The following is a 21,252-nucleotide window of genomic DNA, read 5'->3' as shown; positions in this document are numbered from 1 at the left end:
TAGCATGATTCGCTCGTCACTGGGAGCGGGTGATATGATTAACGATACGAGCGGAGAAGGAACGATCGATCGCACCGAAGCGCTGCGGCAACGGCTGGCTGCCGGCGACGGTTCGGCGCGATCGGAGGCGGGGGTGCAGCTGATGCGGCTGCGCGAGGCGCGTGATTATGCCGCGATGCTGCCACTGGCCGAGCAGATCGCGCGCGTTGCGCCGCACGATCACGGCGCGCGGCGGTTGCAGGCGCAGGCGCTGATCGAGACCGGGCAACCATCGGTGGCGATCGACGTGCTGACGGCGCTGCGTGGCCGGCTGCCGGCGGCGCATCCCGAGGCGGTGGAGGCGAGTGGGCTGCTGGGGCGTGCCTGGAAGGATATCAGCCTCGAGGCCGCCGATCCCGCCGGGGCGGTGGCGGCCGAGGCTTTGCAACGGTCGTTTGCGGCATACCGCAGTGCGCTGGGGGTGCGAGCGGACAAGGACGATTGGCTGACGGTGAACCTGCTGGCGCTCAGCGCGCGGGCGGAGCGGCTGGGTATTGCGCTGGTGGACGATCTTGACCGGACGGCGGTGGCGCGCGCGATGCGCGATCGGCTGGTCGCGCAGCCGGAACCGGGCGATCCCTGGTATTGGGCCGAGCGCGCCGAGCTCGAGGTTGCGCTGGGCAATTGGCCGGCGGTGGCGGATGCGGTGCGGACCTATGCCGCGCGCACCGATTCACAGTTCCAGCTCGCCAGCACGATGCGTCAGTTCGACCGGCTATGGGGCGTCGACGAGGATCCCGAGGGCGCGGGCATCCTGGAGGCGATCCGTGCGCGGTTGCTGTCGCTGCCCGGCGGGCTGGTCGAGACCTCCGCGGCGGCGCTCCAGCACAGCGCGGCGCGGGCGAGCCATGGCGCGGACGGCGCGCGGTTCGAGGCGGTGCTTGGGACCGAGGGGCTGCAGACCTATGCCTGGTGGCAGGCGGGGCTGAGCGCGGCGCGCGCGGTCGCTTCGGTGCGGCGGCGGTTGGGGAAGCGGGTGGGGACGGCGTGGCTCACCAGTGCCGACGTGCTCGGGCTGGGGGATCGCGCGGAGCAATTGGTGGTCAGCAACGCGCATGTCGTGAACCCCGACGGCGAGCGCCCCGGCATCCGGCCTGACGAGGCGGAGGTGCTGTTCGAGGCGGCGGACGGTGGCCGGGCATATGCCGTGGCGGGGATCGCGTGGTTCTCGCCCAAGGAGCGGCACGATATCGCGGTTCTGCGGCTGGCCGACCGGGTGGACGGGATCGATCCGCTGACGGTCGCGCCGGCGCTGCCGCCGCTGGATGCCGGCGAGCGCGTCTATGTCGTGGGCCATCCGGGCGGGCGCGAGCTGAGTTTTTCGTTTCAGGACAATGAGCTGCTTGATCACGAAGGCCCGGATGCAGGCCGCCCGCCGATCCCCGGCGTGTGCCGCATCCACTATCGCGCGCCGACCGAGGGCGGCAGCTCGGGCAGCCCGGTGTTCAACGCTGGCCAGTGGCAAGTGATCGGCGTGCATCATTTCGGCGGCCAGAGCGGTATGCCACGGCTCAACGGGCTGCCGGGCAGCTACGGCGCGAACCAGGCGATTGCGATCGCGTCGATCGCCGCTGCGGTGGATCAGGAAAGGAAGCGATGATGCGACCGTTGTGCTTCGTGCTGATGCCGTTCGGTCGCAAGCCGATGCCCGGCGGTGGGACGGTCGATTTCGATGCGATCTATCGCGACATGATCGCGCCCGGGATAGCGCAGGCCGGGATGGAGCCGGTGCGCGCCGATGGCGAGCTGACCGGCGGGATCATCCACAAGCCGATGTTCGAGCGGCTGATCCTGTGCGAGTACGCCGTGGCGGACCTGACGACCGCCAATGCCAACGTGTTCTATGAACTTGGCGTGCGCCATGCGGTGCGCCCCGGCAGCACCGTGTTGCTGTTCGCTGAGGGCGAGACGCGGCTGCCGTTCGATGTCGCCATGCTGCGCGCCTATCCCTATGCCCTGACCGGCGGAGGTATCGCCGCGGCGCCCGAGACGGTGGCGGCGGAGATCGCCAAGCGGCTGGAGCATGCGCGCAATGGCGAGATCGACAGTCCGATCTACCAATTGGTCGAGGGTTTCCCCGATATCCAGCGGCTGAAGACCGACGTGTTCCGCGATCGCGTGGAACTGGCCCGTTCCACGGCCGAGCGGCTGGCGCAGGCGCGGGGCGCGGGTGTCGAGGCAGTGCGCGCGATCGAGGAGGATCTGGCGCCGCTTGCCGATCGCGAGGCGAGCGTGGTGATCGACCTGCTGCTGTCGTACCGCGCGGTGAAGGCCGAGGGAGACATGATCCGGCTCGTTTCCAAGATGACGCCGGCGCTGGCGCAGACGGTGCTGGTGCGCGAGCAGCTCGGCTTCGCGCTGAACCGCGAGGGGCGGCGCGCGGAAGCCGAGCGCGTGCTGACCGAGCTGATCGCTCAACGCGGGCCGAGCAGCGAGACGAACGGGCTGTTAGGGCGCGTCTACAAGGATCAGTGGGAAGCGGCGCGCACCGCCGGCGAGACGTTCAGGGCGCGCGGGCTGCTCGACAAGGCGATCGCGACGTATCTGCGGGGCTTCGAGACCGACTGGCGCGACGCGTATCCCGGCATCAACGCAGTGACGCTGATGGAATTGCGCGATCCGCCCGATCCACGGCGCACTGCGATCCTGCCGGTCGTCCGCTACGCGGTCGAGCGGCGCATCGCGCGCGGAGAGCCCGATTATTGGGATCATGCGACCCGGCTGGAGCTGGCGGTGCTTGCCGATGACGAGGCAGGCGCGGCGGAGGCGCTGGGGGCGGCGCTGGCTGCGACGCGGGAAGTGTGGGAGCGCGAGACCACCGCGCGCAACTTGCGGCTGATCGGCGAGGCGCGCGCGCGGCGCGGCGCGGCTACCGTTTGGGTCGAGGAACTGGAGCAGGCGCTTGGCCACTGATCGCCCTCGTCAGCCAACCTCGGACCAGGCACATTCGGCATCACCGACTCGGCAGGAGCGCACACGATGAGCACCCCCGTCCTTCCCCTAGCCGAGCGCATCGCGCGGCCGGGCCCAAAGAAGATGCTTGCAGTAGACGGGGGCGGCATCCGCGGCGTGCTGGCGCTGGAAGTGCTCGCCAAGATCGAGGCGGATCTGCGCGCGTATTACGGCGATCCGGACTATCGCCTGTCGTCGTTTTTCGATGCGATCGCGGGCACCAGCACCGGGGCGATCATCGCCGCCGGGCTGTCGCTGGGGATGAGCGTCAGCGAGTTGTTGGCTTTCTACATCGAAAGTGGCGAGGCGATGTTCAAGCGCGCCAAGCTGTTTCGCCGGCTGCGCCACCGGTTCGAGGACGAGCCGCTTGCCGATCAGCTGAAGGCGGTGTTCGGTGAGCGTGAGCTTGGGTCGGCGGATTTGCAGACCGTGCTGATGATGGTGCTGCGCAACGCCTCGACCGACAGCCCTTGGCCGGTCAGCAACAATCCCTATGCCTTGTTCAACGCGGCGGAGGCGGACGGGTGCAACCTGGAATTGCCGCTGTGGCAATTGGTGCGCGCCAGCACCGCCGCGCCGACCTATTTCCCGCCCGAAGTGATCGACGTCGGCAGCAATCGCTTCGTCTTCGTCGATGGCGGCGTGACGATGTACAATAATCCGGCGTTCCAGCTCTTCCTGATGATGACGGTCGATCGCTTCTGGGCGAATGCACCCGCCGGGCTGAAGCGCGGCTGGGCGACGGGGACGGATCAGATGCTGCTCGTGTCGGTGGGCACCGGCACCAGCCCCGGTGCCCACGAGAATCTCGAGCCCGACGACATGAACCTGTTGTTCAACGCAAGCACCGTCCCTTCCGCGCTGATGCTGTCCGCGCTGACCGAGCAGGATGCGCTGTGCCGCATCTTCGGGGATTGCCGCGCGGGTGATCCGCTCGACATGGAGATCGGCGACCTGATCGGCTCGCAGGGTCCGCTCGATCGCAAGCTGTTCCGCTACGTCCGCTACAATACCGAGCTGACCACCGCCGGGCTGGAAGCGATCGGCTGCACCGTCGATCCGGCGCGCGTGCAGCCGATGGACGCGGTAAGTGCGATCCCGGAGATGCGCGCGGTGGGGCAGGCGGTCGCCGCGTCAAAGGTTAGGCCGGAATATCTGGGGCTTGAGATCTTCGGCTGAGTCTTTTGTATTGGCTTAGTATTTAGTCTTACTCGGCCCTTAATCATTGCTGCATTGCAGGCGTTAGGATAGGCCTAAGTTAGTCGCTCGAACGAAGCGACGGGAGTCGCGTCCGGACGGTTGAAATCCTTGCGGTCTTAGTCGTCCAACCAACGGTACTTTGCGCAAAGCCATTGTGCTTTGCTGAGGGGGTGGGGCGATGAATCGGAAACCGATATTCGATGCCGTGCGGGCTATGCTCGGCCGCGGCTTCACGAGCGACGAGGTGAAGGCGCTCGATCTGGCGTGCAATCTGGCCGAAGCGGCGGTCGAGCGGCCCGAGGCCAAGCCCGCCAGCGTGGTTGCGGCACCTGCCGCTGCGACGTCTGTCGCTGGGGCAGTGGCCGGGGCCGTTGTGGAGATCGCGACGAGCGACGTGGAGGCAGTGGAGGTGCTGCTCGGCAAGCTATCGGAGAAATTCGAGAGCGGCGGGCGCGGGCCGGGCACGGTTTCGAGCGGTGCGGGCGATCCGGGTGGCGTCTCCTACGGCACCTATCAGCTGTCGAGCACCGCGGGCACGCTGACGGCGTTCCTGAAGAAGGAAGGCAAGCCCTGGATCGACCAGTTCGGCACCGCCAAGCCGGGCACCGCATCGTTCACGACGGTGTGGAAGAAAATCGCGGCCGAGGACAAGACGTTCGGCGCCGCGCAGCACGCCTTCATCCACCGAACGCATTACCAGCCTGCGGTATCGACCGTGCGCGACGCGAAGGGGCTCGATTTCGATCGGCGGCATCGCGCGGTGCGCGAGGTGGTCTGGTCCGTTTCCGTGCAGCACGCGCGCGCGTCGCGAATCCTGATCGAGTCGATCAACATCTGCGACCGTGATCATGATCGCAATTCGGACGATTATGATCGGCTGCTGATCGAGGCGATGTACGACGCGCGGACCGCTTACGTGCTCGAGGTGGCGGCGAACCCGAAGCTCAGCAAGGCGGAGCGCGAGCAGCTCGTCAGCATCACGAAGAAGCGCTATCCGACCGAACGCGCCGATGCGCTGGCGCTGTTCGCCGCTGGTGCGTCGGCAGCGGAACCGGTGGCCAAGCCAGTCCCTGCTGCGCCGCCAGCGCCGACGAACGGCGCGGGGGAGGAAACGATCGACGGCAATGCCGTCGCCGCGAAGAACGGGGTGCTGGTGAAGAGCTCGGCGGTGAAAATCTCCCGATTGCACCGCAAGATGGAGCCGGTGATCGTTGCGGTCGCCGCTGCCGCGAAGAAGCTCGGCCTGCCGCAGCCTGTGATCACCTCGGGCAATGACAGCAACCACATGAAGGGATCGCGGCACTTTACCGGGTGCGCGCTCGATTTTCGGGGAAACAATATTCAGCCCAATGTTGGCGACAAATTGGCGGCCGAGGTGAGCAAGATATTGGGAAATGAATACGATGCGATCTTCGAGCGTTTCATGAACACCTCGAACAATCATTTGCATGTGGAATATGACCCCAGCTAACCAAGTATCTTCGCGTAAAGCGCTGACATTGCGCCAGACTTCGCTTGCCATGGTGCCGCTGTTGCTGCTTGCGGCGGGCTGCGATTCAGCCGTGCCGACCGTCGCCCCGACCGCAACCGCTGCTGCGCCCGCCGCCGAGCCACCCGCTGCTGCGACCACTCCGACCGAGGTTTCGCAATCTTCTCCGACGGTCGATCTGCCGCCGACCAAGGTCAGTGCTCCGGAAATCGCCAGCCGCGAGGACATCGATGTCAACGGCACGCCGGGTTGCTCGTTCGATGTCCGCTATGTCGATGCGGTCGATCAGCCGGCGATCTGGAACGGCGAGGGGTGCAAGGCGGTGCGTGCCGAGTTCGTTACCGCTGCGCAGTTGACATCGCTGGGGCGGCTTGCCGCGCTCGACGAGGAGACGCGCGACGATATCGCGCGCGCCGGCGACCGTGTTTTCTATGTCGAAGGGGCGGTCGGCTCGGCGATCTATCCGCTGAACAGCGCGAAGCGCGTCTACAAGGTGATGCTGGGCGACTGATCGTCGCCGATCGGGGGAGCACGGGGCGGCGGCGGATCGTGACGGGGCAGGGCAGGCTCGGGACTTCTTCGTCAGCTACAATCAGCACGATCTGCAATGGGCGGAGTGGATCGCCGCGACGCTGGAGGCGGCGGGCCACAGCGTCTTCATTCAATCGTGGCATATCCCGCCGGGCGCGAACTTCGTCCATGAAATGCAGCGGGCGTCGGCGGCCTGCGAGCGGACGATCGCGGTGCTGTCACCCGATTATCTCGCGTCGATGTTCACCCAGGCCGAATGGGGCGCGGCGTTCGCGGCGGACCCGGTGGGGAGCGGCCGCAAGCTCGTGCCGGTGCGCGTGCGGATGTGCGAACCGCCCGGGCTGTTGAAGAGCATCGTTTATTGCGATCTGCTCGGCCTGACGGAGGAACTGGCGCGCGCCAAGCTGTTGCGCGATGTGAGTGCCGGACCGCGGCGGCCGGAGGCAGCAGTGTTTCCGGCCGGCGGGAATTTTCCGGGTGCGGCGGACTCGAGCGTAGTGGCACCGGCTCCCGATGCCGAACCAATCCTCGAATTGATGAACGTGCTCACCACGACGCGGACGGCGTTCGTCGCGCAGGCGAACTTGAGGGACGATCTGGTGCGCCGGATCGCGGAACGGCTGACCCTCGACTTGAGGCGCGTTCATTTCGAGACGTTCCTCGCCGACCATGCGGAGGCGCTCGAACCTGCCGAGCGGCGGATCTTCAGGATCATCCGGCAATTCACCAGGGGCACGCTGCTCGAGTACAACAAGCGGACGCTGGAGCTGCTCGACAAGCATCCGCAGATCGTCCGGACGCTGCCTAGTGCCAGCCTGCTCCGCGCGCATCTCACGCTGTGGCTCGACAAGTATGACGCGATCTTCCTGGCCGACGAGCGACTGGCGCTTCTGTACGTCGGGGTGGACGAGGGAGCCCCGTTCCCGCGCGCGATCGAGGTGGAGGCGCGGGCGTTTCTGGAGCGACAGGGTGGATATGACGGCGTGCTCGGGCGGGACGCTGGCGGCATGTTTCGAGGCTGATGGACGGCTCGCGACGGGTCGCGAGGGTTGCGTGATTTACAGCTTGGGCAGTGTCACACCGCGCTGGCGCATGTATTTGCCGGCGCGATCGGCGTAGCTGACCTCGCACGGCTCGTTGCCCTGCAGGAACAGGAACTGACACGCACCTTCATTGGCGTAGATCTTCGCGGGCAGCGGCGTGGTGTTCGAGAATTCGAGCGTCACGTGTCCCTCCCAGCCAGGTTCGAGCGGGGTGACGTTCACGATGATACCGCAGCGCGCGTAGGTCGATTTGCCAAGGCAGATCACCAGAATGTCGCGCGGCACGCGGAAATATTCCACCGTCCGCGCCAGCGCGAAGCTGTTCGGCGGGATGATGCACACGTCGGTCTTGCGATCGACGAAGCTGTTGGCGGCGAAATCCTTCGGGTCGACGGTGGCCGAATCGACGTTGGTGAAGATCTTGAATTCGTCGGCGACGCGCGCGTCATAACCGTAGGAACTGAGCCCGTAGCTGATGCACCCGTCGCGCCGCTGCGCCTCGACGAACGGCTCGATCATGCCGGTGGCGAGCGCCTGCTCGCGGATCCAACGATCGGACTGGACGGACATGGTAAGCTCCCCTTGCGCGCGCTCTTCGCGCGTGTCGGTGAGGTTGGCAAGCATCGACCGGCGCGCCCCGAACCGTTCGTGTCGAGCGAAGTCGAGACACAAACCATGTCCCTCGACGTTGCTCGGGACGAACGGAGCGACGGCAATCAGCGCGGCAGCGTGATCGTCGCGGTCAGGCCGCCGCCTTCGCGGTTCGCGAGGATGATCTCGCCGCCGGCGTCGCGGACGATCGCGCGGGCGAGCGACAGGCCGAGGCCGATCCCGCCGGTGTCGCGATTGCGCGAGCGCTCCAGCCGGGTGAATGGATCGAACACCGCCTCGAGCCGGTCCTGCGGGATGCCAGGGCCGCGATCGGCGACGCAGACGAGTACTCGTGTGCCCTCCTGCTGTAGCGATACCTCGACTGCGCCGGCATATTTGATCGCATTTTCGATGAGGTTGCGCACCGCGCGGCGGAACAGTGTCGGGCGCAGCCGCATGCGCAGCCGGGCGGCTTCCTCGAACGAGACATCGGCGCCGAGATCGCGGAAATCCTCGACGACCGCATCGACCAGGGCGGCGAGATCGACCTCGGTCACCGCCTCGCTCGGCCGGCCGAGGCGCGCGAGCGAGAGGATGTCGTCGAGCGTGCGGCTCATTTCCTCGATCGTGTCGGCCATCTTCGCGCGATCCTGATCGTCCTCGACCGATTCGATCCGCACGCGCAGCGAGGCGAGCGGGGTGCGCAGGTCGTGGCCGATCGCGCCGAGCATCCGGTCCTTCTCGTCGAGCATCGCGGTGACGCGATGAGTGAGTGCATTGTAGGCGGCGATCACGTCGCGGACATCGCTCGGGCCGGCGCTCTCGAGCGGGGTCGGGGCAGCGCCGGGGGTGAAGTTGCGCGTCGCCACCGCCAGCGCGCGCAACGGCCGCGAGATGCGCCGGGCGAGCCAGAGTACCGGCACGAGGATCAGGATGTAGATGATCGCGGTCTGGGCGAGCAGCGCCCACACGATCCGCGCATCAGGTCGCGGCCACGGCGCGTTGGTCGAGACCCATCCGCCGTCAGGCTGCTGCACCGCGATCACGATCGTGTCGGCGTTGCGCCCGCGCTGGCGGCGGCGGTGCTGGGTTTCGATCGGTCGGATTCCGGTATCGATGCGGCCGGGCGTAACGCCGGCCTCAATTAACTGGCGGCGCAACTCGGCGGCAACCTCGGGATGGCGCTCGAGCCGCGGCGGGATCGGATTGGTCGCGCGCCGCCGGACCCGGCCGCGGTCAGGGGCGAGCGGGCGTTCGTCGGCACGCTCGAGCGCGTCGGCGATGCGGATCGCCGCCGGCCTCGTGGCCTGGGCGAGACGGAATTCGGCCCGGTCGCGCAGCACCAGCGCAAGGTTGATCGCCTGCGCGAGGAACAGCGCGAGCGCCAGCAGCGAGGCGAGCTGCCCCGGCAGGTTGCGCGGGTACGGCAGCCTCATCGCGGTGACATCACAGCCGCGTGACTTCGGCCGCGAGCGTGTAGCCGCCGCCCCATACCGTCTTGATCAGCTGCGGCGCCTTGGGATCGACTTCGATCTTCTTACGCAGCCGGCTGACCTGATTGTCGATCGCGCGGTCGAACGCCGCCGCCTCGCGCCCCTGCGTCAGATCGAGCAGTTGATCGCGTGTCAGCACCTGACGCGGGCGCGTGGCGAGCGCGTGGAGCAAATTATACTCGCCGGTCGACAGCGGCATCGCGACGCCCTCGCGATCGACCAGCGTGCGCTCGCCGGTCTTCAGCACCCAGCCGGCGAAGGCATAAGCGCCAGCCTCGGGCGCGTGCTGCCGCGTGCCGCCGGCCTGCATGCGGCGCAGCACCACCTTGATCCGCGCCGCCAGTTCGCGCGGGGAAAAAGGCTTCACGACATAATCGTCCGCGCCCATTTCCAGGCCGATGATGCGATCGGTCTCCTCGGTGCGCGCGGTGAGCAGGATGACGGGCGTCTCGCTCGTCGCGCGGATGTGGCGGCACAGGCTCAGGCCGTCCTCGCCCGGCATCATGATGTCGAGCACCACGAGGTCGATGGAATAGGCGCCGAGCCGCGTGCGTGCTGCCTCCGCGTCGCCGACCTGCGTGACGCGGAAGCCCTGCTTGGTGAGATATTGCGCCAGCGGCTCGCGGATCGAACGCTCGTCGTCGACGAGCAGCAAATGGGGCAGATCGGCCATGGCGTCGGTGTCTAGCATGTCGCGCTCCCGCGTGAAGCGCCGGACGGCGGATCGGCCGTCCGGCGCACGATCGGCGTGCCTTAGCGCGCTGCGCCGTTCGGCATGCCGCCGGGGCCGCCGTCCGGACCGCCGCGGCGCATCTTCATCACGCTGCGCGCCTCCTTGCGCTCGGCCTGGTCGATGCGGCCGTCGCGATTGGTGTCGACCTTGTCGAACATCGCCTGTGCCGCGGACATCGCCTCGGCCTTGGTGAGGACGCCGTCGCGGTTCGCATCGGCCATCATCATCGCGCCCATGCCGCCGCCGCGGGCATGGCGGCCGCCGTGGCGCATCTCGCCGCGTCCACCGCGCGGGCCGCCGTCCGCCAATCCGGCGCGCTCACGACGCTGCTTGCCGCCCATTGCCTGCCGCTCGGCCGCTTCCAGCCTGCCATCCTTGTTCCCGTCCGCGCGATCGAAGCGGGCGAGGGTCTTCTGGCGCAGCTGCTCGCGCGTCATGTCACGCATGTTGGTGCCGCGCTTGTTCGGGCGCTCGCTGGCCGAGATGGTGCCGTCGCGGTTGGTGTCGAGCTTCGCGAAGCGCGCATCGGCGGCGGCGGTCACCTCGGCCCGCGTGATGATGCCGTCCTTGTTGAGGTCGAGCGCCATTGCACGCTTTGGCATCGACTTGGCTGCGGGCGCCGCATTCTGGGCAGCCGCCATGCCGGCGATGGTGGTGCCGGCCAGCGCGGCGGCTAGGATGAAGCGTTTCATGGGTCGGTGGTCCTTTGTCGGGGCGGGGATCATCCTCGCCGTTACTCACCGATATGGAACCACCATGTCGCACGCCTGTACCGCAGGACGGGGAAAGTGTCGCAATTTGTCGCTGCGACGATTTGCTAAGCGAACACCGCCACCGACTGCATCTGCTCCGCCACCATTTCGCCTGCGCTGTTCCAGATGCCCATCTGCTGCGAGGAACTGCCCGACCGCGCATAATCCGCGTTCGAGCGCAGCAGCCACCAGCCGTCCTGCGTCGTCGGCGTCGGCCCGAGCACGTTGAGGATCCACGTCAGCGAACTCATCGGCACGTTGCGGCCGAGCAGGCGCAGCGCGGCGGGGGGCAGGCAATCGCCGATCGCGAGCAGCTCGACCATCGGATCGAGCCCTTCGCGCTCGTTGAGCCGCGTCCAGCGCAGCCATTCGGCGGGCTTCAGGTTCGGGCCGTCGCGGCGATCGAGGAACTCGAAGTTCTGCGTGAAGGCGACGGCGGGATGCCCCTTGAAGGTCGTATCGTCGGGGCCGGGCTGGGCGAAATCGGGGACGGTGGTGGTCGCGTAATCGACCTCGCTTTCGATCGCGCGCATAAACACGAAGGTGCAGCGCAAGCCGAGCCCCGCTTCGCTTTCGATATCGGCCTGGATGAAGGCGGCATTCTTGCCGCGGCGCAGGCGGTGGGCGGTGACCATGATCGGGCCGGCGAGCGGGCCGATGAAGCTGACCTGGGCGGAGCGCAGCGGGGGCAGATCGACGTCGGATTGCATCGCGCAATGCAGTGCGATCGCAGCGGAAAGCCCGCCATAGCCGGTGCGGCCCTGCAGCCAGCCATCGGGGATCGTGCCGCGCCAGCCGGGGCCGTCGCCCAGCGGTTCGAGGCCGTCGAGGATCTCTTTCAGGCTCGTCATGCAAATTCCCCCGCGGCGAGCCGATCGCGCAGCTCGCGCTTCAATACCTTGCCGATCGCGCTGCGCGGTAGCTCGTCGGCGACATAGAGTTTGGACAGCCGCTGCGTCTTGCCGAGCTTCTCGTTGGTGGCGATGCGGATCGCTTCGGCATCATCGGTTGCGCCGTCGCGCGGGACGTAAAAGCCGACCGGCGTTTCGCCCCATTCGTCGCTCGGCACGCCGACGACGGTGCAGTCGGCGACCGCGGGGTGCTGCGCGAGCACCGCTTCGAGATCGGAGGGATAGATGTTGAACCCACCCGATATGATCATGTCCTTCTTGCGATCCATCAGGATCAGAAAACCATCCTCGTCGATCCGCCCGACATCGCCGTGGCGGATCCAGCGAGTGCCATCAGCGTCGTAATATTCCGCGTCGCGGGTGGCGCCCTCGCGCTTGTGATAGCCGTTCATCATTGCCGGCGAGCGGCCGACGATCTCGCCCATTTCGCCCGGCGCGACTTCATTGCCGTCGTCGTCGAGCAGGATCGCCTCGTGCCCGGGGGAGAGTTTGCCGACGGTGTGGAGCTTGTCGGGATTATCGTCGGCGACGAGGATGAACGACGCGCCGCCTTCGGTCATGCCGTAATATTCGACCAGCTTGCCTGGCCAGCGCGTGATGATGTCGCGCTTCAACTCGGCCTTGAAGGGCGCCGATGTGCAGGTCTTGAAGCGGAACGACGACAGATCGAAGGCGTCGAAATCGGGGAGCGCCATGATGCGCTGGTATTGCACCGGGACCAGCATGGTGTGCGTGGCGCGATACCGCTCGGCTAATTCGAGGAAGCCGCGCGCGTCGAACTTGGCCATCAGGATCGCGGTGCCGCCCCAGCCCAAAGTGGGCAGGAAGCTGACGAGGGTGGTGTTCGAGTAGAGCGGGGTAGACAGCAGCGTGATGGCGGTGTCGAACCCGGCGCCGCTGTTGCGCGACAGATGCTGCCAGCGCATCGCGTGGCTCTGCACGATGCCCTTCGGAACGCCGGTGGTGCCCGAGGAATAGATGATGTTGAAGCCATCGTCGGGGGCGATGTCGACCGGGGCGGGCCGGGTGCCGTCGGGCGCCAGCCAGTCATCGAGCGCTTCGAGCATTACCGTGCGAGCCGCCAGCGTTTTGCCCGCAAGTGCGGTGGCGTTGGCGGCGTCGAGGAACACGAGGTTGGCGCCGCTGTCGGCGATCATCCCGGCGATCTGTTCGGGGGTGGCGGAGGGCTGAATCGGCGCGGCGACCGATCCGGCGCGCAACGCGGCGAGGAACATTACCGCCTGCGCGACGCTCGGGTAGCTGACTAGCGCTACCGCTTGCCCTTGCACCGTGCCGTCGCGCTGCAGGGCGGCGGCGGCGCGGTCCATCATCGCGTCAAGCGCCGCATAGGTGATCTGCGTCGCGTCATCCGCGATTGCGATCTTGTCGGGCTGCGTGCCGGCGTGGTGGCGGATCAGGTCCGACAAGGTGCCGAACGGCTGGGCTAGCAGGTCTGCGGTTTGATCCATGATTTGGTCGCTAGCGGCGCAGTTCGGCGAATGCCATACGCAGTCTTCTAAAAACAGCGTGCGAATAGGGGAGTGGATGATGGACGGCAGCGTGGCGATCGTCACTGGTGGCGGCACGGGAATCGGCGCTGCGGTGGTGCGGCGATTGGCGGCGCGCGGCGTGCGCTGCGTGATCAACTATGCACATAGCCGCGACGATGCCGAGGCACTGGCGCGCGAGGTCGGCAACGGGTCGATCGCGGTTCAGGCCGATATTGCGGGGGATGCGGCGTGCCGCACGCTGGTCACGGCTGCGACCGATACGTTCGGCCGGCTCGACTTCCTGATCAACAACGCCGGCCGCACCAAGCATGTCGCGCACGAGAACCTCGACGATCTCGACGCGGAGGATTTCGTCGACATCTATCGGCTGAACACGGTCGCGGCGTTCCAGATGGTGCGGGCGTGCGCGCCGGCGATGCGCGAGGGGCCGATGAGCGCGGTCGTCAACGTCGCGTCGATCGCGGGCATCCACGGCGTCGGCTCGTCGATCGCTTATGCCGCGTCGAAGGGCGCGCTGATCACGATGACGCAGAGCCTCGCGCGGGTGCTGGCGCCGGCGATCCGCGTGAATGCGGTCGCGCCGGGCTATGTCGGCACGGGGTGGTTCGAGAAGATGCTGGGCGAGGAGGGCAAGGCGCGGCTCGATGCGCGCATTGCCGACCGCACGCCGATGGCGATGGCGCCGCAAGCCGAGGATATCGCCGGGCCGATCGAAATGCTGCTCGATCCCGCCGGTCGTGCGATCACCGGCGAGGTGTGGCGCGTCGATGCGGGCTTTCACCTCGATACTGGCGCCAGCCGGCGGCCGGGGCGAGAGTAAGGCATCCGTTCGTGCCGAGCATCGTCGAGGTACGTGCCGCCAGGGCGTCGCTTGCGGCTGTGTCCCTCGACGATGCTCGGGACGAACGGGAAACGGTGCGCGTTGCTACGCCAGCTTGCCGGGCCGGCGTACGACGCCGAACAGGAAGATCGCGAACGCCACCACGCACAGCAGCGACGCCAGCACGAACGCCCCGCCCATCATCCCGCGCTCGGCGCCGAACGCGAGCGCTTGGCTCATCGCGAGTGGGCCGATGATCGCGGCGAGGCTGGCGAGGCTCGCGAGCCCGCCCTGCAACGCGCCCTGGTTCGAGGCGTCGACGCGTGACGAGAGGATCGCGTTGATCGAGGGGAATACGAGCCCGGTCAGCGCGCCGAACGCGAGCAGCGCATAGACCTGCCACCCTTCGCGCGCGACGGCATAGCCGGCGAAGACAATGGTTCCCGCGACTAGCCCGATCAGCACGGTGCGCTCTTCGCCAAAGCGATTGATCGCCCGGCCGATCAGGAACGTCTGCGCGACCATCATCGACACGCCCGACGCCGCCAGCGACCAACCGATCGCCTTCGCATCCCAGCCGAGCGCAAGTTCGCCGAAGAACGACCAGGTGGCGGGATACACCATGTGCGCGATCTGCCAGATGAGCCCGCCTGCAAGCAGCGCGGTCGCTCCGCCGGCGCGCAGCAGCGGGGCAAAGGCGCCGATGGCGTTCGCGCGCTTCCAGTCGAACGGGCGGCGATTTTCCGGCGCGAGCGTTTCGGGCATCAGCGTGGCGATGAGCGCGGCGTTGAGGAAGGCGAGCCCCGCCGCCACGAGGAACGGCGCGCGCGGGCCGAAATCCGCCAGCAAGCCGCCCACCGCGGGCCCCAGGATGAAGCCGCCGCCGAACGCCGCGCCGAGCAAGCCGAACGCTTGCCCACGCCGTTCGGGCGGGGTCACGTCAGCGATCACGGCGTTGGCGGGGCCGTAGGTCGCACCCGCGATCCCTGCGATCGCGCGGCCCAGAAACAGCCACGCCAGCGTCGGCGCGAATGCCATCAGCGTATAATCAACGCCGAAGCAGATCAGGCTGATCAGCAGCACGCGCCGTCGCCCGAAGCGGTCCGACAGATTGCCAATCACCGGGCCGGCAAAGAAATGCGTCACGGCATAGATCGCGAGCAGATACCCACCGATCCGCGACGCTTCGGCAAGGCTGACAGCGCCAAGCTCGACGATCAGCGACGGCAGGACGGGGAGCACGATCCCGAAGCCGATCGAATCGATCAGCATCGCCAGCAGCGCGATCGGAACTGCGCGGTGATCGAAACGCATCGGCTCGTGCCCCCCGGCTGACTTCCCAGAGCATCGTCTAGCCGACAAGTTGCGTCATGTCGCTTTGCTTCGGCGCGCAAACGTGGCATGGCGCGCCCATACCCGATCTTCAGAATCGGTATCGGAGATACGATACATGGCCACTGCCGCCGAACTCGACCGCCCCGCTGACACGACCGACGCCTTTCGCCAGGAAGCACGCGAATGGCTGGAAGCGAATTTCCCGCAAAGCCTGCGCGGTAAAGACAATGCGATGTCTGCCGTCGATGGCCCGACGGAGGAGACGGCCGAGCAGAAACAGTGGCGTGAGGCGATGGGCGAAAAGGGCTGGGGCCTGCCGACATGGCCGAAGGAATATGGCGGCGGCGGCCTTGGCCGCGCCGAAGCGCGCGTGCTCGGCGAAGAGATGATGCGCATCGGTGCCTACAATCCGATCGGCGGCATGGGCGTGATGATGTTCGGCCCGACGTTGCTCGAATATGGCAACGAGGAACAGAAGCAGAAGCATATCCCCGGCATCGTCCGTGGCGAAGTGCGCTGGTGCCAGGGCTATTCCGAGCCGGGCGCGGGATCCGACCTCGCTAGCCTGCAGATGTTCGCCGAGGACAAGGGCGATCATTATCTCGTAAACGGCCAGAAGACGTGGACGAGCGGTGGCCAGTGGGCCGACAAGTGCTTCGCGCTGGTGCGCACCGACAAGTCGCAGAAGCATGCCGGCATCAGTTTCCTGCTGATCGACATGGACGCCGAGGGCGTAGAGACGCGGCCGATCCGGCTGATCTCGGGTTCCTCACCCTTCTGCGAGACGTTCTTCACCAACGTGAAGGTGCCCAAGGAAAATCTCGTCGGCCGTGAAGGGCAGGGCTGGGAAATCGGCACGCGCCTGCTGCAGCACGAGCGCAACTCGCTGTCGGGCGGCGGCGGCTCGCAGGGGCGGATGAATCAGGGCGAACAGATCCCGTTCATCGCCAAGAAGTATCGCGACGTGGACGGCGAGGGCCGGCTTGCGGACAGCGACCTCCGGACGCGCATCATCAAGCATGAGATGGACCAGCGCGCGTTCGCACTGACGTTGCGGCGCGCGGCGCTCGAAGCGAAGGGCAATGCCGGGCCGTCGGCCGCGACCAGCGTGATGAAGAACGTCGGCGCGCGTATCACCCAGGATCGCGCCGAACTGGCGATCGAGATCATGGGGATGCAGGGGCTCGGCTGGGAAGGCGAGGGCTTCAGCCACGACGAACTGGCGCAGACCCGCACCTGGCTGTGGGGCAAGGCCGTGTCGATCTACGGCGGCTCGTCCGAAATCCAGAACAATGTGATCGCCAAGCGCATCCTCGGGATGCTCGACCATCAATAGGTTCTGGCACCAGTAATTACGGTTAGGCGCGGGATGAACACGCGTCGGAGAGGGCCGGGTCGAGGGGGAACGCGTAAAGACGTTTCCCCTCCCCGGCATGTCCTTACAAAAGGTTTGAACACATGGCGGCTTTGAACGACGAACAAGTGATGCTGCGCGACATGGCGCGCGAGTGGGCCGACAATGAATCGCCCACCACCGCCTTCCGCAAGCTGCGCGATGCGGCGCCGGCGAAGGGCTTCGATCCCGAGGCGTGGAGCACGGTCGCGCAGATGGGCTGGTCCGGCGTCGTGATCCCGGAGGAGTTCGGTGGGTCGGCGTTCGGCTATCTCTCGCTCGGCCTCGTCGTCGAGCAACTCGGTCGCAACCTCGCAGTATCGCCGCTGTCGTCGACCGCAGTGGCGGCGAGCGCCATCGCGATGGGTGGATCGGACGCAGCGAAGAGCGAATGGCTGCCCAAGCTGGCCGCGGGCGAAGCTGTCGCGACGCTCGCGATCGACGAAGGCCCGATCCATGGCGGCAAGATCGAAGCCAGCGCGCCGGGCGGCAAGCTTTCCGGCACCAAGAAGTTCGTCGCCGAGGGTGACGGCGCCGACGTGTTCGTGGTGGCCGCGACCGATGGCCTGTACCTCGTCGCGAAGGGCGAGGGCGTCACCGTCTCGACCCGCAAGATGGCGGACAGCCGCAGCCACGCCGACGTGACATTTGCCGACGCACCGGCCGAAAAGCTCGGCGGGCCTGAGCTGACGCAGGCTGTCGTCGATCGCGCCACTGCCGTTCTGACATCCGAAATGCTCGGCATGGCGGATGCCGCGTTTGACCAGACGCTCGATTATCTCAAGCAGCGCGTCCAGTTCGGCCAGGTGCTTTCGACGTTCCAGGCGCTGCAGCATCGCATGGCGAAGATGAAGACCGAGCTCGAGCTGATGCGCTCGACGGTCGAGGCCGCGCTTGAGGCGATCGATGCGGGCCGGTCGGACGTCGATCAGGCGGTGAGTCTTGCCAAGGCGGTCGCGAACGACACGCTGAAGCTCGTCAGCCGCGAAATGGTGCAGCTGCACGGCGGCGTCGGCATGACCGACGAATATGATGCCGGCCTGTACCTGAAGCGCGCCGCGGTGCTCGAGACGATGTGGGGCACCGCATCGTATCATCGCGATCGATTTGCGCGGCTCAACGGCTACTGACCCTTACTTTCGAAAATCTTGAATGACGGCGGGTGCGAAAGCGTCCGCCGTTTTTCTTTGCGCATCTCACTCAAGTAAATCGATCCGCGCTTGACGTAGCGGAAAGTGCATCGTCTATTCGAGGAACCGGTACGGCGCGCATAGACGCTGACCGGCAATGGGAGAGAGATGATGGGGAAGGCGACTTTCGCCTGTGCCAGTGCCTCTGTGGCGCTTGCATGGGCTCTGACGATCGGTACCGCGCACGCTCAGGTCGGTGGCGATCCCGCCCCGGTGCAAACCAGTCAGGATTCTGCGGCACCGGACATCGTCGTAACCGGCTCGTTGATCCGTGGCACGCCGGAAAACCTTGCGGTGCCGGTCGACGTGATCTCCGGCGAGGAACTCGCCCGGCAAGGTGCGCCGACCGTCGTCGACCTGCTCAAAAATCTCACCATCACCAACGGCACCGTGGGTGACGCGAACCAGTTCGACACGCGCTCGCAAGGATCGGAAGGCGTCGCTTCGGTCAACTTGCGTGGCCTGGGGCCGCAACGCACGCTGGTGCTGCTCAACGGCAAGCGGATGGTGCCGTCGGGCCTCGGCATTCCGATTGTCGACGTCAACATGTTCCCCGCCTCGGCGATCGGCCGGGTTGAAATCCTGAAGGACGGCGCTGCCGCCACTTATGGCTCGGACGCGATTTCGGGCGTGATCAACTTCATCACCCGCACCGATCAGGAAGGGTTTCTGGTATCGGGCGACTATCGGTGGATCGAAGGATCGAAGGGCGATTATGGCGGCGCCGCCTCGTTCGGCCACAAGCAGGATGGCTTCCGCATGTTCGCGGCGGTCGGCTACACGCGTCGCTCCGAGCTTCGTTTCACCGACCGGGACTTTGCTGTGCGGCCCTATGCGACCAATCCGCAAGGCGCGTGGACCGGCGGCGGCAACCCGGGCAATTTCGATTATAACGGCACCGTCGGCGGCTTGAACCTGACCGCGGATCGGGGCTGCACCGGGCTCGGCGGCTTCCGCAGCGCGCCGGGATCGAACACCGACCGGTGCTTCACCAATTTCGGCCAGTTCGACAATCTCGTCGAGCCCGAAGAGCGTATGCAGGCCTATGTCGAAAGCGAGTTCGACGTTGCCGATAACGCTTCGGTCCGCCTCACCGCCTTGTACGCGCTTACGAAGACTCGCGTCACAAGCTCGCCGAGCTATCTGCCGACGCTGCCGCCATCGACGAACGCCGCGTTCGGCAACGGTTCGCTGTTCGTCATCCCTGGTTATGCGCCAGCGCTGCGGGATTATTGCGCGCTGTATGGGGCGAGTTCGGGGTGCACGACGGGAACGTCGGGTGCGCTCGACAGCGCGGTGGGGCTGCCAGTGTTGTTCCGCCCGTTCCTGCAAGGCGGCAACCCGCTGTTCGAGAATGGCGAGAACGATCGCGGTTCGACCATTTCGAAGCGCGATACCGAGGCCATGCGGTTCACCGCGGATCTCAACATCGCGCTCAGCAGCGCGATCGATTTCACGACGAGCTTCACGTACAGCCAATACGCGCGCGACTATGACGGCACCGACACCTTCGGCGATCTCCTGCAGAACGCGCTGGCCGGTTTTGGCGGCCCGAACTGCGCCTATGCCTCCACTGCTTCGCGTGCCGGGCTGACGCCCGCGCAACTTGCGGGGCTCGCAGGCCAGAACGGATGTACCTACTTCAATCCGCTGTCGACTGCGGTGCCGCGCAACGCGGTGACTGACGTTGCCAACCCGAATTATGCCGGCACGCGCAGCCCCGCCGGCTTCAACCTCGCGCCCGGCGCCGGGCTGATCAATGATCTGGCCACAATTGATCTATTCTTCCGCACGCCCAACACGCAGGTGGTAACGGAGCAATTCGTAGGAGATGCGTACATCTCTGGCCGGACCGGACTGCGGCTGTGGGCGGACGACGACATCGGCTTCGCGATCGGCGGCCAGTTCCGCAAGAACACCTTCCAGCGCCGGCTGAGTGCGGATGCCAACATCGCCGTCAATCCATGCCCCGGCACGCCGCTGAACCCCGCTGCGACCTGCAACCCGACGACCGGTGCACTCGGCTTCCTCGGCACCAATCCGGATCAATATGCCGAAGCCGATATCTATGCGCTGTTCGGCGAGCTTCAGGTGCCGATCATCGATGCAATCAATCTTCAGCTCTCGGCCCGCTACGAAGATTACGGCGGCAGGGTCGGTTCGACCTTCGATCCGCAGGCGCGCGTCAAGATCGAGCTGACTGACTGGCTGGGGTTGCGCGGCGGCGTCGGCACCACCTTCCGCGGGCCGCCTGCACAGAATTTGTCGGGCTCGGTCGTGTCATTGCAGGTAATCGGTACTGGCTTCCGCGCGGTCGAGATCTTCGGCAATCCGAACCTCGCGCCGGAAAGTGCGACGACCTACAATGCCGGCGTACTGATCGACAGCGGTGGGTTCAACGCGAGCTTAGATTACTGGCGCTACGACTTCACCGGCCCGATCGAATCCGAGCCGGTCTCGGGCCTGACCGGCGCGCTGTTCGGGGCGAACGGCACGGCCAATTGCAATAATCCAGCGTTTGCCGCGTTGCAGGCGCGCTTCACCTTCAACCTCGCCGGCTGCGGCATCAACAACGTCAGCCGTCTGCGCACGCAGGTGTTCAACAGCGCGGACGTGAAGACGTCTGGCCTCGATTTGACGGCGAGCTATCGTGGCGAACTTGGCTCCGTGCAAATGACCGTGGGTGGCGCGGCAACTTACGTGCTCGATTACAAGATCGACGATCTCTTCGTCGAAGGCGTGTTGGTACAGCCCGCGTTCGATGCGGTCGGTCTGCTCAACTTCCAGACGACCGCTTATCCGATTCCGCGACTACGCGGGAATTGGTACGTGCAGAGCGATGCCGGGCCGCATTCGCTGCGGCTGCAGTTCAACTATGTCAAAGGCTATACCGACCAGCGCGGCGCCGCGATCTTCGGGCCGAACCTGGGCGCGCTCGGCGGCGCATCGGTGACGACGGGCAAGGAGATCGGCTCGTGGCGGACGTTCGACGCGACGTACCGTCTGGCGCTCGAAAGCGGCACGACCTTCACGCTCGCGGCGGTCAACATCTTCGATCGCGATCCGCCATTTGCGCGGCTTGACCCGAACTACGACAGCTTTACTGCCTCGCCACTTGGCTTCACGCTGAAGGCTGCGGTTTCGCAGGCGTTCTGAGGTTGCATTCACCCGGCGGCAATGTGACGAAACATTGCCGCCGGGTGGACTCTGCTGACGCGTGCTGCCGTCGCAGATAAGCACGCGCGAACAGGACGTTGGGTTAGGAGAGT

General features: G+C 66.4%; 17 protein-coding genes. 10 read left to right on the top strand and 7 right to left on the bottom strand.

Going from position 1 to position 21,252, the window contains the following annotated elements:
• Positions 1–34 precede the first annotated feature (34 nt).
• The 6 genes from LLW23_RS01435 (at position 35) to LLW23_RS01410 (ending at position 7,233) form a co-directional block, all read left to right on the top strand.
• On the top strand, positions 35–1,639 hold the full coding sequence (locus tag LLW23_RS01435; RefSeq protein ID WP_228947017.1) for a serine protease: 1,605 nt from the start codon (positions 35–37) through the stop codon (positions 1,637–1,639).
• Positions 1,636–2,952 carry a TRAFs-binding domain-containing protein gene (locus LLW23_RS01430; RefSeq protein WP_228947016.1) on the top strand — a complete coding sequence of 439 codons (1,317 nt, stop codon included), beginning with the start codon at positions 1,636–1,638 and terminating at the stop codon, positions 2,950–2,952. The genes LLW23_RS01435 and LLW23_RS01430 overlap by 4 nt, the downstream gene beginning before the upstream one ends.
• A 66-nt stretch (positions 2,953–3,018) precedes the next feature.
• Positions 3,019–4,170: a patatin-like phospholipase family protein gene (locus LLW23_RS01425; RefSeq protein ID WP_228947015.1), complete on the top strand. Its 1,152-nt coding sequence runs from the start codon at positions 3,019–3,021 to the stop codon at positions 4,168–4,170.
• Between the two features lie 199 nt (positions 4,171–4,369).
• Positions 4,370–5,662 (top strand): chitosanase, encoded by a 1,293-nt coding sequence (locus LLW23_RS01420; protein ID WP_228947014.1) that lies wholly within the window; start codon positions 4,370–4,372, stop codon positions 5,660–5,662.
• 28 nt (positions 5,663–5,690) lie between these two features.
• Positions 5,691–6,191 carry a hypothetical protein gene (locus LLW23_RS01415; protein ID WP_228947013.1) on the top strand — a complete coding sequence of 167 codons (501 nt, stop codon included), beginning with the start codon at positions 5,691–5,693 and terminating at the stop codon, positions 6,189–6,191.
• Positions 6,192–6,282: 91 nt separating this feature from the next.
• Positions 6,283–7,233 carry a toll/interleukin-1 receptor domain-containing protein gene (locus tag LLW23_RS01410; RefSeq protein WP_333473799.1) on the top strand — a complete coding sequence of 317 codons (951 nt, stop codon included), beginning with the start codon at positions 6,283–6,285 and terminating at the stop codon, positions 7,231–7,233.
• A 36-nt stretch (positions 7,234–7,269) separates the two neighbouring features.
• Here LLW23_RS01410 and dcd read toward each other — a convergent pair whose 3' ends face one another.
• The 6 genes from dcd to LLW23_RS01380 form a co-directional block, all read right to left on the bottom strand.
• Positions 7,270–7,824, bottom strand: coding sequence for a dCTP deaminase (gene dcd / locus LLW23_RS01405; RefSeq protein WP_228948428.1), 555 nt, complete (start codon positions 7,822–7,824; stop codon positions 7,270–7,272).
• A 146-nt stretch (positions 7,825–7,970) separates the two neighbouring features.
• Complete coding sequence (locus LLW23_RS01400) at positions 7,971–9,281, bottom strand: sensor histidine kinase (protein ID WP_228947012.1); 1,311 nt, start codon at positions 9,279–9,281, stop codon at positions 7,971–7,973.
• Positions 9,282–9,291: 10 nt separating this feature from the next.
• Positions 9,292–10,011: a response regulator gene (locus LLW23_RS01395; RefSeq protein ID WP_228948427.1), complete on the bottom strand. Its 720-nt coding sequence runs from the start codon at positions 10,009–10,011 to the stop codon at positions 9,292–9,294.
• Positions 10,012–10,091: 80 nt separating this feature from the next.
• Entirely contained in the window at positions 10,092–10,763 is a 672-nt protein-coding gene (locus LLW23_RS01390) for an EF-hand domain-containing protein (protein WP_228947011.1), read from the bottom strand.
• Positions 10,764–10,888: 125 nt separating this feature from the next.
• On the bottom strand, positions 10,889–11,674 hold the full coding sequence (locus LLW23_RS01385) for a thioesterase family protein (RefSeq protein ID WP_228947010.1): 786 nt from the start codon (positions 11,672–11,674) through the stop codon (positions 10,889–10,891).
• Positions 11,671–13,203 (bottom strand): class I adenylate-forming enzyme family protein, encoded by a 1,533-nt coding sequence (locus tag LLW23_RS01380; RefSeq protein WP_228947009.1) that lies wholly within the window; start codon positions 13,201–13,203, stop codon positions 11,671–11,673. The genes LLW23_RS01385 and LLW23_RS01380 overlap by 4 nt, the downstream gene beginning before the upstream one ends.
• 76 nt (positions 13,204–13,279) lie before the next feature.
• On the opposite strand from LLW23_RS01380, the gene LLW23_RS01375 reads away from it, so the two are divergent.
• Positions 13,280–14,065, top strand: coding sequence for an SDR family NAD(P)-dependent oxidoreductase (locus LLW23_RS01375; RefSeq protein ID WP_228947008.1), 786 nt, complete (start codon positions 13,280–13,282; stop codon positions 14,063–14,065).
• A 105-nt stretch (positions 14,066–14,170) separates the two neighbouring features.
• Here LLW23_RS01375 and LLW23_RS01370 read toward each other — a convergent pair whose 3' ends face one another.
• Positions 14,171–15,379: an MFS transporter gene (locus LLW23_RS01370; protein WP_228947007.1), complete on the bottom strand. Its 1,209-nt coding sequence runs from the start codon at positions 15,377–15,379 to the stop codon at positions 14,171–14,173.
• A 136-nt stretch (positions 15,380–15,515) separates the two neighbouring features.
• On the opposite strand from LLW23_RS01370, the gene LLW23_RS01365 reads away from it, so the two are divergent.
• The 3 genes from LLW23_RS01365 to LLW23_RS01355 all read left to right on the top strand — a co-directional run bounded on the left by LLW23_RS01365 (position 15,516) and on the right by LLW23_RS01355 (position 21,139).
• A complete protein-coding gene (locus tag LLW23_RS01365) occupies positions 15,516–16,736 on the top strand; it encodes an acyl-CoA dehydrogenase family protein (protein ID WP_228947006.1) in 1,221 nt (406 codons plus the stop codon).
• Between the two features lie 122 nt (positions 16,737–16,858).
• Positions 16,859–17,923 carry an acyl-CoA dehydrogenase family protein gene (locus LLW23_RS01360; protein ID WP_228947005.1) on the top strand — a complete coding sequence of 355 codons (1,065 nt, stop codon included), beginning with the start codon at positions 16,859–16,861 and terminating at the stop codon, positions 17,921–17,923.
• Between the two features lie 168 nt (positions 17,924–18,091).
• Positions 18,092–21,139: a TonB-dependent receptor plug domain-containing protein gene (locus LLW23_RS01355; protein ID WP_228947004.1), complete on the top strand. Its 3,048-nt coding sequence runs from the start codon at positions 18,092–18,094 to the stop codon at positions 21,137–21,139.
• The last annotated feature ends 113 nt before the right edge of the window (positions 21,140–21,252 follow it).

This window comes from Sphingomonas radiodurans, from assembly GCF_020866845.1.
Lineage (GTDB): Bacteria > Pseudomonadota > Alphaproteobacteria > Sphingomonadales > Sphingomonadaceae > Sphingomonas > Sphingomonas radiodurans.
Note: the sequence above shows the minus strand (reverse complement) of the source record. Positions and strands in the feature narration are given on the sequence as shown.

Bases quoted from the DNA above. Each gene is read 5' to 3' on its own strand.
- LLW23_RS01435 (WP_228947017.1), top strand. From the start codon at position 35: ATGATTAACGATACGAGCGGAGAAGGAACGATCGATCGCACCGAAGCG.
- LLW23_RS01430 (WP_228947016.1), top strand. From the start codon at position 1,636: ATGATGCGACCGTTGTGCTTCGTGCTGATGCCGTTCGGTCGCAAGCCG.
- LLW23_RS01425 (WP_228947015.1), top strand. From the start codon at position 3,019: ATGAGCACCCCCGTCCTTCCCCTAGCCGAGCGCATCGCGCGGCCGGGC.
- LLW23_RS01420 (WP_228947014.1), top strand. From the start codon at position 4,370: ATGAATCGGAAACCGATATTCGATGCCGTGCGGGCTATGCTCGGCCGC.
- dcd (WP_228948428.1), bottom strand. From the start codon at position 7,824: ATGTCCGTCCAGTCCGATCGTTGGATCCGCGAGCAGGCGCTCGCCACC.
- LLW23_RS01400 (WP_228947012.1), bottom strand. From the start codon at position 9,281: ATGAGGCTGCCGTACCCGCGCAACCTGCCGGGGCAGCTCGCCTCGCTG.
- LLW23_RS01395 (WP_228948427.1), bottom strand. From the start codon at position 10,011: ATGGCCGATCTGCCCCATTTGCTGCTCGTCGACGACGAGCGTTCGATC.
- LLW23_RS01390 (WP_228947011.1), bottom strand. From the start codon at position 10,763: ATGAAACGCTTCATCCTAGCCGCCGCGCTGGCCGGCACCACCATCGCC.
- LLW23_RS01385 (WP_228947010.1), bottom strand. From the start codon at position 11,674: ATGACGAGCCTGAAAGAGATCCTCGACGGCCTCGAACCGCTGGGCGAC.
- LLW23_RS01380 (WP_228947009.1), bottom strand. From the start codon at position 13,203: ATGGATCAAACCGCAGACCTGCTAGCCCAGCCGTTCGGCACCTTGTCG.
- LLW23_RS01375 (WP_228947008.1), top strand. From the start codon at position 13,280: ATGATGGACGGCAGCGTGGCGATCGTCACTGGTGGCGGCACGGGAATC.
- LLW23_RS01370 (WP_228947007.1), bottom strand. From the start codon at position 15,379: ATGCGTTTCGATCACCGCGCAGTTCCGATCGCGCTGCTGGCGATGCTG.
- LLW23_RS01365 (WP_228947006.1), top strand. From the start codon at position 15,516: ATGGCCACTGCCGCCGAACTCGACCGCCCCGCTGACACGACCGACGCC.
- LLW23_RS01360 (WP_228947005.1), top strand. From the start codon at position 16,859: ATGGCGGCTTTGAACGACGAACAAGTGATGCTGCGCGACATGGCGCGC.
- LLW23_RS01355 (WP_228947004.1), top strand. From the start codon at position 18,092: ATGATGGGGAAGGCGACTTTCGCCTGTGCCAGTGCCTCTGTGGCGCTT.